12 protein-coding genes are annotated in these 13019 nt (G+C 73.4%); 7 read left to right on the forward strand and 5 right to left on the reverse strand.

Translation table 11 applies throughout. From position 1 onward, the window contains the following. The first annotated feature begins 163 nt into the window (after positions 1-163). From MFF56_RS28855 to MFF56_RS28865, 3 genes are all read left to right on the forward strand, one after another. The gene (locus MFF56_RS28855; protein WP_066919374.1) at positions 164-853 is read left to right on the forward strand and encodes a response regulator transcription factor; all 690 of its coding nucleotides are present in this window, start codon (positions 164-166) and stop codon (positions 851-853) included. Then, positions 843-2297, forward strand: coding sequence for a HAMP domain-containing sensor histidine kinase (locus tag MFF56_RS28860; RefSeq protein ID WP_066919376.1), 1455 nt, complete (start codon positions 843-845; stop codon positions 2295-2297). Before MFF56_RS28855 ends, MFF56_RS28860 begins: the two co-directional genes overlap by 11 nt. 71 nt (positions 2298-2368) lie before the next feature. Further along, on the forward strand, positions 2369-5275 hold the full coding sequence (locus tag MFF56_RS28865) for a bifunctional [glutamine synthetase] adenylyltransferase/[glutamine synthetase]-adenylyl-L-tyrosine phosphorylase (protein ID WP_066919378.1): 2907 nt from the start codon (positions 2369-2371) through the stop codon (positions 5273-5275). Between the two features lie 139 nt (positions 5276-5414). Here the strand turns inward: MFF56_RS28865 and MFF56_RS28870 are convergent, their stop codons facing one another. Beyond that, positions 5415-6536 carry a DUF2336 domain-containing protein gene (locus MFF56_RS28870; protein WP_238231915.1) on the reverse strand — a complete coding sequence of 374 codons (1122 nt, stop codon included), beginning with the start codon at positions 6534-6536 and terminating at the stop codon, positions 5415-5417. A 286-nt stretch (positions 6537-6822) separates the two neighbouring features. Here MFF56_RS28870 and MFF56_RS28875 point away from each other — a divergent pair, with 286 nt between their 5' ends. Both MFF56_RS28875 and MFF56_RS28880 read left to right on the forward strand, forming a co-directional pair. Continuing rightward, the gene (locus tag MFF56_RS28875; RefSeq protein ID WP_066926321.1) at positions 6823-8592 is read left to right on the forward strand and encodes an N-acetylglutaminylglutamine amidotransferase; all 1770 of its coding nucleotides are present in this window, start codon (positions 6823-6825) and stop codon (positions 8590-8592) included. Positions 8593-8696: 104 nt separating this feature from the next. Next, complete coding sequence (locus MFF56_RS28880) at positions 8697-9536, forward strand: class II glutamine amidotransferase (protein ID WP_238231916.1); 840 nt, start codon at positions 8697-8699, stop codon at positions 9534-9536. 90 nt (positions 9537-9626) lie between these two features. On the opposite strand, the gene ftrA is transcribed toward MFF56_RS28880, so the two are convergent. Continuing rightward, positions 9627-10595, reverse strand: a complete 969-nt coding sequence (ftrA, locus tag MFF56_RS28885; protein WP_066926316.1) for a transcriptional regulator FtrA — start codon at positions 10593-10595, stop codon at positions 9627-9629. A gap of 88 nt (positions 10596-10683) precedes the next feature. On the opposite strand from ftrA, the gene MFF56_RS28890 reads away from it, so the two are divergent. Next, positions 10684-11097, forward strand: a complete 414-nt coding sequence (locus MFF56_RS28890; protein ID WP_066926314.1) for a rhodanese-like domain-containing protein — start codon at positions 10684-10686, stop codon at positions 11095-11097. Positions 11098-11110: 13 nt separating this feature from the next. On the opposite strand, the gene MFF56_RS28895 is transcribed toward MFF56_RS28890, so the two are convergent. Beyond that, positions 11111-11329: a DUF6894 family protein gene (locus MFF56_RS28895; protein ID WP_066926311.1), complete on the reverse strand. Its 219-nt coding sequence runs from the start codon at positions 11327-11329 to the stop codon at positions 11111-11113. A gap of 418 nt (positions 11330-11747) precedes the next feature. After that, positions 11748-11933 (reverse strand): hypothetical protein, encoded by a 186-nt coding sequence (locus tag MFF56_RS28900; protein WP_066926309.1) that lies wholly within the window; start codon positions 11931-11933, stop codon positions 11748-11750. Positions 11934-12185: 252 nt separating this feature from the next. Between MFF56_RS28900 and MFF56_RS28905 the strand changes: the two genes are divergently transcribed. Continuing rightward, positions 12186-12464 (forward strand): hypothetical protein, encoded by a 279-nt coding sequence (locus tag MFF56_RS28905; protein ID WP_066926305.1) that lies wholly within the window; start codon positions 12186-12188, stop codon positions 12462-12464. Positions 12465-12488: 24 nt separating this feature from the next. On the opposite strand, the gene MFF56_RS28910 is transcribed toward MFF56_RS28905, so the two are convergent. Further along, on the reverse strand, positions 12489-12926 hold the full coding sequence (locus MFF56_RS28910) for an RNA polymerase sigma factor region1.1 domain-containing protein (protein ID WP_066926302.1): 438 nt from the start codon (positions 12924-12926) through the stop codon (positions 12489-12491). Positions 12927-13019: the final 93 nt, after the last annotated feature.

The following is a 13019-nucleotide window of genomic DNA, read 5'->3' on the forward strand; positions in this document are numbered from 1 at the left end:
GCGGCTTTTTCGCGCTCAGAGTTACCGATCCGTCATGCGGCGGGAAGCCTCCGGCAAGGGGCTCTGCGCGAGACTGCGCCCTCACCGAGAGGGGAGGGGGCTTATGCCCGCGCCGCATCCGCAGAGCTTGCCGTCCGCGCCGTCCGCTGTATGGAGCGCGTCCATGCGGCTCTTGATCATCGAGGACGACGCGCAGGCCATCGCCTATCTGGCCAAGGCGTTTCGCGAAGCCGGGCACCTCGCCGACCAGGCGACGGACGGGCTCGACGGCTACGCGCTGGCGCGCGAGGGCCAGTACGACGTGCTGATCGTCGATCGCATGCTGCCGAAGCTCGACGGGTTGTCGCTGATCCGGTCCCTGCGCGAGCAGGGCGTGACGACGCCGGTGCTGATCCTCTCGGCGCTCGGACAGGTGGACGACCGGGTCAAGGGCCTGCGCGCCGGCGGGGACGACTACCTGCCCAAGCCCTACGCCTTCTCCGAACTCCTGGCCCGCGCCGAGGTGCTGGCCCGCCGCGCCGCGCCGGCGCAGGGGGGAGCGGAGGCGACGACCTACCGGGTCGGCGCGCTCGAGCTCGACCGGCTGTCGCATCGCGTCGCGCGGGAGGGTCGGGAGATCGTGCTGCAGCCGCGCGAGTTCCGGCTCTTGGAGTACATGATGCGCCATGCCGGCCAAGTGGTGACCCGCACGATGCTGCTGGAGCATGTCTGGGATTACCATTTCGACCCGCAGACCAACGTGATCGACGTGCACGTGTCGCGCCTGCGCGCCAAGATCGACCGGGGGTTCGAGCACCCGATGATCCACACGGTGCGGGGCGCCGGCTACGTGCTGCGGGCGGATGAGCGCTGACGAGGCGACGCCCGAGAGCGCCTGGGCAAAAGTACAAAAACTCTTCCGCACCACGGCCTTCAAGCTGTCGCTGGCCTATCTCGTGGTCTTCGCGGCCTGCGCGGTGGTGGCGCTCGGCTACGTCGCCTGGAACGCGCGCCGCGTGCTCGACGACCAGATCGTCTCGACGATCGACGCCGAGATCAACGGCCTGTCCGAGCAGTACAATGCCGGGGGCCTGCGCCGGCTGATCAACGTCGTCGAGCGCCGCTCGCGCGAGCCCGGCGCCTCGCTCTACCTCGTCACCACGGCGGCGGGCGAGCACGTGGTCGGCAACGTCGCCGAGGTGCCGGCCGCGATCCTGTCCCGCCCGGGGCAGGTCGAGACCGCCTACGCGCGCGGCAGCACGGACGGCGAGGTGCACCGGGCGATCGTGCGGATCTTCACCCTGCCGGGCGGCTTCCGGCTGCTGGTCGGGCGCGACACCGAGGAGCGCGACCGGCTGCGCGCGGTGATCGGGCGGGCCTTCGGCTCCTCCCTCGCCGTGGTGGTGCTGCTCGGCGTCGTCGGCGGCTGGTTCGTGGCGAGCCGGGTGCTCGCCCGGGTCGACGCGATGACCGAAACCACGCGGGCCATCATGGCGGGCAATCTCGGCGACCGGCTGCGGCTGGCCGGCAACGGCGACGAGCTCGACCGGCTGGCGCTCAACCTCAACCGGATGCTGGAGCGCATCGGCGAGCTGATGCGGGGCCTGCGCGAGGTCTCGGACAACATCGCCCACGACCTGAAGACGCCGCTGACGCGCCTGCGTAACCGGGCCGAGGCGGCGCTTGCGGGCTCCGACTCGCCGGAGGCGCTGCGCGCTGCGCTGGAGGGCGTGATCGAGGAGAGCGACGGGCTGATCCGGGTGTTCAACGCCCTCCTGATGATCGCGCGGCTGGAGGCGGACGACCGCGGCGCGGCGCTCGGCACCCTCGATCTCGGGCCGGTGGTGCGCGGGGTGGGCGAGCTCTACGAGGCGCTCGCCGAGGAGCAGGGGGTGAGCCTCACCGTCGCGGCGCCGGACGGACTCGGCGTCACGGGCAACCGCGAGCTGATCGGACAGGCGCTGGCGAACCTCATCGACAACGCGATCAAGTACGGGCGCCGGGGCGGCGGCACCATCGCGGTCGCGGCCGCGCGGGCGGGGGACACGATCCGGTTGAGCGTCTCCGATTCCGGGCCCGGCATCCCGGAGGCCGAGCGCGGCCGGGTGCTCGACCGCTTCGTGCGGCTGGAGGCGGCCCGCTCCGCACCCGGGTTCGGGCTGGGGCTCAGCCTCGTCAACGCCGTGGTGCGGCTGCACCACGGCAGCCTCGCGCTCGAAGACAATGCGCCGGGCCTGCGCGTCGTGGTAACCTTGCCGGCAAGAGCGGAGGAGCGCCAGAGCATCGTCCCGGATACGGGATCCAGGACGATGCTTTAACCTCCTGATGCGGCATCGTCTTTTCCGAAAGCCGGACGCCGCCTTTCGGGACGATGCGCTAGGGAGGGTCGATGAGCCGGGACAGCCTGCGGGATCGCCTGTGCCAGGCGCCGGTGCTCGCCGACCCGGACGGGGCCGCCGCGCGGCTCGCCGATCTGGACCGGCCGGAGCTGGCCGCGGATCCGCGGGTGCGGGCGGTTCTGGCGGGGCTTGCCGAGCACTCGACCTTCCTGTGGGGCATCGCGACGCGCGATCCCGAGCGGCTCGGCCAGCTCCTTGAGGCCAGCCCGGAGGAGAACCTCGCCCGGCTCGTCGCCGACCAGCGCGCGGCCGGGCGGCCGGAGCCGGGCTCGAACGTCGATCTCGAGGCGGTCGGGCGGCGGCTGCGGCGCAACCGGCAGGCGCTGGCGCTCCTCGTGGCGATGGCCGATATCGGCGGGGTCTGGCCGCTGGAGCAGGTGACGGGCGCGCTCTCGGACTTCGCCGACGCCTCCGTGGCAGGCGCGCTCGACGCGCTGCTGCGGCAGGCCGCCGATCTCGGCCGGTTTCTCCCGAAGGATCCGGGGGACCTACAGGCCGGCAGCGGCCTCGTCGTGCTCGGGCTCGGCAAGCTCGGGGCGGGCGAGCTGAACTACTCGAGCGACATCGACCTCGTGGTCTTCTTCGATCCCGAGGCGGCGCCGCTCCGCGCGGGCACGGAGCCGACGCCGTTCTTCAGCCGGCTCGCGCAAGGATTGGGCAAGCTGCTGCAGGAGCGCACCGGCGAGGGCTACGTCCACCGGGTCGATTACCGGCTGCGGCCGGACCCCGGCTCGACGCCCACCGCGATCTCCTTCAACTCGGCCTTCAGCTACTACGAGACGGTCGGCCAGAACTGGGAGCGGGCGGCCTTCATCAAGGCGCGGCCGATCGCGGGCGACATCGCGGCCGGCGAGCGCTTCCTGGCGGAGCTGCGCCCCTTCATCTGGCGCAAGTACTTCGATTTCGGCTCGATCGCCGACGTGCACGCGATGAAGCGCCAGATCCACGCGGTGCGCGGGCACGAGCGGCTGGCGGTGGCCGGCCACGACATCAAGCTCGGGCGCGGCGGCATCCGCGAGATCGAGTTCTTCGTGCAGACGCAGCAGCTCGTCTTCGGCGGGCGCCGGCCCACCTTGCGCGGGCGCCGCACCCTGGAGATGCTGGCCGGGCTCGTCGCCGAGGGCTGGATCGACGCGGCGGCGCGGGACGAACTCGCCGACGCCTACCGCTTCCTGCGCGGCATCGAGCACCGGCTGCAGATGCAGGAGGACGCCCAGACCCAGCGCCTGCCCGAGGCCGCCGACGCCCTGGAGCGGTTCGCGCGGTTCGCCGGCTACGCGACGCGGGCGGACTTCGAGGCGGCCTTGCTCGCCCATGCCGGCCGGGTGCAGGCGCACTACGCCCTGCTGTTCGAGGCGGAGCCCGATCTCTCGGCCGGCATCGGCGACCTCGTCTTCAGCGGGGCGGGCGACGACCCCGAGACGCTGAAGACGCTGGGCCAGCTCGGCTTCCGCGAGCCGGAGCGGGCGGTCGAGACCGTGCGCGGCTGGCATTTCGGGCGGCGCCCGGCCGTGCGCAGCGCCCGCGCCCGCGAGGTGCTGACGGAGCTGGTGCCGGCCCTGATCCAGGCGCTCTCGGGCACGCCGGACCCCGACGCGGCGCTCGCCGCCCTCGACCGGGCCTTCGGGCAGATGCCGGCGGCGGTGGAACTGCTGATCATCCTGCGCTCGCACGAGCGGCTGCGGCTGCTCTTCGCGGACCTCCTCGGCACCGCGCCGCGGCTCGCCGACACCGTAGCCTTCAGCCCGCACGTGCTCGACGCGGTGATCGACCCGGCCTTCGTCGAGCCGGTCAGCGAGGCGGCCGCGCTCGACGCGCAGTTCCGAGCACTCGTCGGGTCGCCGGGGTCGGTGGAGGAGTTCCTGGACCGCAGCCGCGACGCGGCCCGGCAGATGCGCTTCGTGACCGGGGCGCGGCTCCTCTCCGGCATCCTGCCGCCGGCAGGCGCCGGGCGGGCCTTCTCGGGCGTCGCGCAGGCGGCGGTGGCGGCAAGCCTGGAGGCGGTGTCCGAGGCCTTCGCGCGGGATCACGGCCGGGTCCCGGGCGGGCGGATGGTGGTCCTGGGCTTCGGGCGGCTCGGCTCGCGCCAGCTCACCGCCGATTCCGACCTCGACCTCGTGGTTCTGTACGATTTCGACCCCGACAACCGCCAGAGCGACGGCCCGCGCTCCCTCGATGCCGCGGTGGCCTACAACCGGCTGACCCAGCGCCTCGTCGCGGCGCTGACCGCGCCGACCCGGCGCGGCACCCTCTACGAGGTGGACCTGCGCCTGCGCCCCGGCGGCGGCCAGGGCATGATCGCCACGCAGGCCCGCAGCTTCCGGCAGTACCTCGCCGAGTCGGCCGAGACCTGGGAGCTGATGGCCCTCACCCGCGCCCGCGTGCTCTGCGGGGACGCCGCGCTCGCCGACCAGATCCGGGCCGTGATCGCGGAGGCGGTCGGCCGGCCGCGCGATGCCGCGGGCGTGGGGCGCGAGGTCCGGGCGATGCGCGACCTCGTCGCCGCCGAGAAGGGGGACGCCGGTCCCCTCGACCTGAAGCTGGCGCCGGGTGGGCTCCTCGATCTCGACTTCCTGGCCCAGGCGCTGGTGCTCGGCCACGCGCAGGCCCACCCGGACCTCGTCGGCCGCGACGCGCCGGAGGTCTTGGAGCGGGCCGGCGCGCTGGGCCTGCTGCCGGAGGAGGCGGCCGACCGCCTGGTCGCGGCCTACCGGCTCTTCGACGACATCCACCAGTGGCAGCGGCTGATGATCGAGGGCGACCCGGCCGACCCGCCCCCCGCCGTGCTCGGCCGGATCGCGGTGGCCGCGGGGCTGCCGGACGCGCGGGCCCTGACGGCGCAGCTGGAGGAGGAGCGGCGGACGGTGCGGGGGCTGTTCGAGAGCCTGCTGGGCTGAGGGCGACAGGTCGTCCGATCTTCTTGGGCCATCCCCCGGTACAGGCGCAGGCAGGGCCGATGACGCGCATCTCCCTCCCCCGCGGAAGGGGGAGGGAGGTGCGGCGCGGTGTGATCGGTTCCGACGATCCCGTGGGCCCTCAGGAACTCATCCGCACCCGGCCCGGCAGCGCCGGGCGGAGCGCCGGGCGCTCGGAGGCTGCCGCGCGCACCTTCGGGCTCTCGGGCGCGTGGTGGGGCTGGTAGGCCTCGGCCGGGCCGCCGCGCTCGCGCAAGGGGCGGTCGGTGATCGCCGAGATCAGGTCGCGGGCGGCTGCCCGGCTCACCGTGCGGAACAGGCGCACGAGGTCGAAGACGCGCTCGGCCGAGCGGGCCACGCCCTCGTTGAGCGTGAGGAAGACGTAGACCGCCTCCTCCTCGTGCAGGTCGGCGGCGCGCAGGCAGAGGGTGATCAGGTCGTAGCGCGTGCCCGGATCCGGCGAGGCGGAGAGGAAGTCGCGCGGCAGGCCGAGCAGCCCGGCGAGCGAGCCGATGAAGCCGGTGACGTCGTGGGCCGCCGAGAGGCCGGTCAGCTCCGTGCCGGCCCCGCGGGGCGGGGGCGGGCAGGGGCGGAGCGCCGCGGTCGCCTCGACGCTCTCGCGGATCGCCTCGCGGCGGAGCGGGTCGGCGTGCAGGTAGAGGGGCGCCATCTCGGCGGCCGAGAGATCGGGCCGGGCGAGCAGTTGCCGGCCGAGGTCGGGTTGCGTGCGGCCGCGGGCGACGAGGCGCGCGGCGGCCGAGGCCTGCAGCACGATGCCGGTGTTGGCGGCGAGCGCCCGGTCGATCGCCGGGTCGTCGCGCCCGATCAGGTCCTCGATCGTGGCGCGGTCGAGGCCCGGCCGGGCCGCGATGGCGCCCGCGAGGTCCGCCCCGTCGCCGAGCGCGGCATCGAGCAGGCGCGGGCTGAGCGTGGGCACGCCCGCCACCACGGCGTCGCGCACCGCCCCGCCGCGGTGGGCGAGCGCGGCGAGCACCGCCTCCGGCGTGCCCGGAAAGGCGGCGAGCTTCTCGGCGACGATCAGCGCCGTCTCCTCGTCCACCGTCGGGATCAGGCCGCAGGCCAGCGCCTCGAAGGATTCCCGCTCCGCCCGGTCCCGGCGCTCCGCCTGCACGAACAGGTCCGTCTGAACCCGCAGCACCACGGGCTTCAGGTCGAGATGCGCGACGCGCGACAATTCGATGAGCCCGGACAGGTCCGGCGCATTCTCGACGGATGGGGGCATGGCACTTCGGGTACGCAACGTGGGTAACCGCAGGCTAACGAGACCGGCGTGAATCGACCTTTAAGCGCTGCCCCGCCAGGCCGCGCCGACCTGCGCCAGAGCGGGATTCATCCCCACCGATCCCCGCTATCCAGAGGCGGGCGGCCCGTTTGGTGCATCGGCCGGTCACGGATTCGAAAGGTCGGGGACCGCGCCGGGGCGCCTTCGACCGCGCGGGGCTGGAACGGCCCGGGCGCGGCTCGGTTGTGCCGCCTGGGGGCTGCCCGAGGAAAGGCGTTCGGCTGCCATGTGCGGAATCTGCGGCGAGATCAGTTTCGGGGGCCCGGCCGATCCGGCCGCGGTCCGCGCGATGATGGGCGTTCTGAGCCCGCGCGGGCCCGACGCCAGCGGGCTCTTCGCGCAAGGGGCGGTCGCCTTCGGCCATTGCCGCCTCAAGATCATCGACCTCTCGGAGGCCGGCCAGCAGCCGATGGTCGATCCGGAACTCGGCCTCGCGGTCGTGTTCAACGGCTGCATCTACAACTACCCGGCGCTGCGCGAGGAGCTGACGGCCAAGGGCTACCGCTTCTTCTCGACGAGCGACACGGAGGTGCTGCTCAAGGCCTACCACGCCTGGGGGGCGGCCTGCGTCGAGCGGCTTCTCGGCATGTTCGCCTTCGCGGTGCTGGAGCGCGACGGCGGGCGCGTCGTCTTCGGCCGCGACCGGCTCGGCATCAAGCCGCTCTACTTCGCGGAGACGAAGGGGCGGCTGCGCTTCGCCTCCTCGCTCCCCGCCCTGCTGGCGGCGGGCGACGTCGACACCGCGATCGATCCGGTCGGCCTGCACAATTACATGAGCCTGCACGCGGTGGTGCCCGCGCCCCGCACCATCCTCAAGGGCGTGACGAAGCTGCCGCCCGCGACGCTGCTGACCGTCGAGCCGGACGGCCGCCGCCGGGAGAGCACCTACTGGACCCTCGACGTCGGCCCGCGTCCCGAGGATGCCGGCGTCGGCGAGGCCGAGTGGCGCGAGCGGGTGCTCGACATGCTGGCGCTCGCCGTCGAGCGGCGCCGGATCGCCGACGTGCCGACCGGCGTGCTGCTCTCGGGCGGGCTCGACAGCTCGCTCCTCGTGGCGCTGCTCGCCCGCAAGGGGCAGCGGGGCCTCAAGACCTTCGCGGTCGGCTTCGACGCGGTGAACGGCGTCGAGGGCGACGAGTTCAAGTACTCGGATCTCGTCGCCCGGGAATTCGAGACCGACCACCTCAAGATCGCGGTCGATCCGGCCCGCACCCTGGAGATGCTGCCCGCCACGATCGCGGCGATGTCCGAGCCGCAGATGAGCCACGACGCCGTGGCCTTCCGCCTGCTCTCCGAGGAAGTGGCCAAGCACGTGAAGGTGGTGCAGAGCGGCCAGGGCGCCGACGAGATCTTCGGCGGCTACCACTGGTACCCGAAGATGGCCGGCTCGACCGATCCGGCCGCCGACTACGCCCGGGTCTATTTCGACCGCGACCACGCCGAGATGCGCGAGACGCTGGCGCCGGACTATCTCGGGGCGGATGACAGCGGCGACTTCGTGCGCGACTACTACGCGCGTGCCGCCGCGAAGGACCCGATCGACGCGACCCTCCAGCTCGACACGCAGGTCATGCTGGTGGACGACCCCGTCAAGCGCGTCGACAACATGACCATGGCCTGCGGGCTGGAGGCGCGGGTGCCCTTCCTCGACCACGAGCTGGTCGAGCTCGCCGCCCGGGTGCCGGCCGCCCTGAAGGTGCGGGACGGCGGCAAGTCCATCCTCAAGGAGGCAGCCCGCACGGTCCTGCCGGCCGCGGTGATCGACCGGCCCAAGGGCTACTTCCCGGTGCCCGCCCTCAAGCACATCCGCGGCCCCTACATGGACTTCGTGCGCGACGTGCTGGACCGGCCGCAGGCCCGGGAGCGCGGGCTGTTCAACCGCACTTACGTCGATCACCTCCTGGCCGACCCGGACGGCACGCTGACGCCCAAGGGCCATTCCAAGCTCTGGCAGGTCGCCCTGCTGGAATCCTGGCTGCAGACCCACGGGATCTAGAGCCGGGCTGCCCGTCCGCTCAAGGTGACGCGGTTTCTCCACGATCCTGGCCGATGGGGACCGGGCGCGGCGCCTGCCGCGCCAACGAGGGAGTGGGGACGCGCATGTGCCGCTGGATCGCCTATCGGGGACGCACGATCCCGCTGGAGCGCTACGTCACCGAGCCGGGCCACTCGCTCGTCGCGCAGAGCATCCAGGCGCTCGAATCGACCGCCAGCACCAACGGCGACGGGTTCGGGCTGGGCTGGTACGGCGACCATCCCGAGCCCGGCCTCTACCGCGAGGTCCAGCCCGCGTGGTCGGACGAGAACCTGCGCTACCTCTGCCGGCACCTGCGCTCGCACCTGTTCTTCGCCCATGTGCGGGCGGCCACCGGCACGCCGATCACCCGGCCGAACTGCCACCCCTTCGCCTGCGGCACGTGGCTGTTCATGCACAACGGCTATATCGGCGACTGGACGCGCCTGCGCCGCCCGATCGAGGCGCTGATCCCCGACCCGCTCTATCCGTCTCGCGGCGGCACGACCGATTCCGAGGCGGTGTTCCTGGCGATCGCGGGCGCCGGGCTCGTCGGCCCGGGTGCCGGCCGCGACCCGATCGAGGCGACGGCGGCGACGCTCGCCGCCCTCACGGATCTCGTCGGCGGCCCGGCGGGCGGCCACCCGTTCCGCTTCACCGCGGCGCTCGCGGACGGGCGCGACCTCTACGCCTTCCGCTACGCGGTCAACGACGCGGCCAACAGCCTGTACTACCGCGAGTCCGAGGACGGCGTGCTGGTGGTCTCCGAGCCCCTCGACCGCGAGCACCGGAACTGGATCGCGGTGCCCGACAACAGCGTGGTGGTGGCCCGCCACGACCGGCCGGCGGAGGTCGTCTCGCTGAGGGCGTACGGGCTGGCTCCCAGCGCGCCGCTGCCGCGGATGCAGGTGCGGATGAGCGCGTGAGGCGGGGCCGTTCGGCCACCTTCCGCGCGTGCTCTCCCTCCCCCGCAGAGGGGGGAGGGAGAGCGCGTCCCGCCAACCGGCCCCTTCCCCTCAGGCCGTAACCAGACCCGCTCGGTAGCGCGCGGGGCTGGTCCCGAGCCGCGTCCGGAAATGATGCCGCAGCGTCGCCGCGCTGCCGAAGCCGCAGGCGGCGGCGATGTCGTCGATCGGCCGGGCACCGGTCTCCAAGAGAGCGCGGGCGCTCGCCAGACGCTCCGCCAGAAGCCACGCGGCCGGGGTCGTGCCGGTCGTGGCGCGGAAGCGGCGCAGGAAGGTGCGCGGGCTCATCCCAGCCTCGGCCGCGAGCGTGGCCAGGGTGTGCGGCCGGTCGAGCCGGGTCCGGACCCGGTCGAGCAGCGGCGAGAGCCGGGCGCCCTCCCGCGCGGTCGGCACCGGCCGCTCGACGCGCTGCCTCTGGCTCCCCTCGCGATGGGGCGGCACCACGAGCCGGCGCGCGACGAGGTTGGCGGCCTCCGGCCCGAAATCCCGCCGCACGAGGTGCAGGCAGAGGTCGATCCCCGCCGCGCTGCCCGCCGCCGTGAGGACCGTGCCCTCGTCCACGTAGAGCACGTCCGGCACCAGCACGGCGTCGGGGGCTGCCCGCGCCAGCGCGTCGAGGTAGCGCCAGTGCGTGGTGGCGCGCCGGCCCGCGAGGAGGCCCGCCGCGGCGAGCACGAAGGCGCCCGAGCACAGGGAGATCACCCGGGCGCCCCGCGCGGCGGCCGCCCGCAGCGCCGCGCACAGGGGCTCCGGCACGGGTGCGGCGGCCCCGCACCAGCCCGGTACCACCACGGTGCCGGCCTCGGCCAGGAGGTCGAGACCGCCATCGACCGCGATCCGGATGCCGCCGGTCGCCCGCAGGGGGCCGGGCTCGATGCCCGCAACCGCGAAGCGGTACCAGTCCGGCCCCATCTCGGGCCGTTCCAGCCCGAAGACCTCGACCGCGATGCCGAACTCGAAGATGCAGAGCCCGTCATACGCGAGGGCGACGACGAGCCGGTCGGGACAAGCGTTTGGCATGATCTTGACGCGGATCGGCGGGAGCGGCGCTCACGCCCCCTCATCCCACGCCGCATCCTGGCCCTGCAACCGGCACAGGAGACACGCCGTGGGAAGCCAGACCGCAAGCCGCGTCACCGAGACCTCGCCCGCCCCCGCCATCGAGGCCGAGGCGCATTTCGCCCGCCGCCTCGCGCTGGAGACCGACTGCGACGACGTCCACGCCGCCCTCGCAGGAGGAGCGCCCGATTTCGTGCTCCTCGACGCCCGCGGCCCGGCCGCCTTCGCGCGGGGCCACGTTCCGGGCGCGCTGAACCTGCCGCACCGGGCGATCACGCCCGAGCGGATGGCGGCCTGGGCGGCCGACACCCTGTTCGTCGTCTACTGCGCCGGCCCGCACTGCAACGGGGCCGACAAGGCCGCCCTGCGGCTCGCCCGCTGCGGGCGTCCGGTCAAGCTGATGATCGGCGGCCTCACCGGCTGGCAGGACGAAGGATTCGCCCTCGCGACCGGGCCGGGCTGAGCGGATCGCCGCCTCACGACACCGCGATGCGCCGGAGCGGCCGGCCCCGCGCGTCGCGGATCACGATCTCCCAGGGCCCATGGGCCCCCGTGAGGCGGCCGGCCATGCGGATCTCGCGGAGCACGTCCTGGGCGTGGGCCGTGGCCGCGTCGAGGTCGGAGGTCTCCAGTCCGCCCTCGTCCGGGACGGTCTCGTCCCCGTCGATCAGGTCGAGGTAGAAGCGGGGCGCCACGGTTCGCGGATCCGGCCTGCCGTCAGGTCCCGGGGAGGATAGGCGGACGCGAGGGCCCGGACAAAGCCCGTGGGGCTCAAGCCCCCTCGCGGCGGGTCCGCAGGCGGTCCGCCGGAGTGTCCGGAGGCTCCTGTCGGTGAGATTCTCGGAGATGCGAATCCTGATGATGCGACGGCCATGCGCTCGGCGGACGGGCAGGCCGGGGTGCGGCGGGACCGGTGCGACTCTCGGGCTGGACGCCCAGGCTGATCGAGACCAGCCGACCGGTACGCGGGTCGAGGACCACCATCGCGGCCTCCTTACTCGTTACCCCCGCGATCAAGACATACGTGGAATCTGGCCAAAACTTGGCTGCCCCCTCAAAACCCCCGCATTTCACAGCGCTCGACTGGGAAACAGCGGTCTGCGACCGACTCCGTCAATGGCGGTCGGCGCCCCGGGCGCGCTCGCGCTCCTGCCGCCGAAGGGCCAGGATCAGATCGACATGCGTGGCCGGCAGGGGCTCGGCGGCGACCGCGCTGTAGCGGGTGCGGAAGCTCGCGGCGAAGCCGGCGCAGGCACCCTGGCGGCGGGCTTCCTCGAGCGGCTGGGCAGTCCGGGGCATCGATGTTCCCTCTCCGTTCTGAGGGCACCATCGCGCTCCGATGGTTAACGACGGGTTAAATGTTCCGCTTGAGTTCGCGTTATCAACCTTGGCCGTTCCGCGGCCGGCCCCGCGTTCTTCCGATGGCCTGTTCGTTGCCGAAGGGCCACACCGCGGACGAATGACGCCGTCCGCCCGCGATCAGCCACACTGCGCCCACACTGACCTGTAAAAGGGCGGAGCAGATCGCAGCAGAGTTCAAGAGGTCCGGCGATGAGCAAGCGTGAACAAGCCTCGACGGCGCCGGTGGTCCCGTTCCCGGCCCAGCTCGCGACTGTCGAGGCGGACGAGAACATCGCCTCGATGATCGACGTGCTCCAGGAACAGCTGAAGCTCGCCCGCGAGGGCAAGCTGCGCTCGGTCGCCGTCGTGTCGGTCTCCTCGGACGGGCAGGCGGTCGGAACGCAGTGGTCCTGCCAGCGCAGCGACATCACCGGCCTGATCGGCAAGCTGACCGTGCTGACGCACGACCTGATGGCGTCGCGCAAGTAGGGCCCGCGCTCCTTCGCCCGACGCTCAGCGCCGGACGAGCAGCAAGACCACCACGATCACCAGCACGGTGAGCGCACCGGCCGCGAGCACGGCGCGGGTCGCCGTCACCCCGCCGCCGGCCGGCCCGGGGCCGGATCTCGCCGCCGCCGCGGGGGCGGAGGCGGGCGCAGCCGCGGCCCGCGCCGTCGGGGCAGACGCCACCGCGACGGCCGGGGCCGTTGGGAGCGGCGGCAGCTCGGCGACGGGCCGGACCGGGTGGGGGCGCCCGGCGGCCTCCAGCGGCCCCTCGAACTCCACCTCGACGCCCGCCTCCTCCAGTTCCAGCACCACGAGCGCGATGTCCTCGGCCGTCATGGTCGCGGTGGGCAGGTGCGCGCGCAGTTCCTCCGACGAGATCCGCCCCGTCGCCCGTCCGAGGGCGATCAGGCGATCGAGGATCCGGCGTTCGATGGCCGCGCTCATCTCCGGGCCTCCTTGGGTGCCGGGCGGCCCGGAGGCGGGCCGCCCGGTCGGAGAACCCCCGGCGCGGCGGTTCGTTCGCTCCTCGCGCGACCC

Origin of the sequence: Methylobacterium hispanicum (genome assembly GCF_022179285.1) — a bacterium.
GTDB lineage: Bacteria > Pseudomonadota > Alphaproteobacteria > Rhizobiales > Beijerinckiaceae > Methylobacterium > Methylobacterium hispanicum.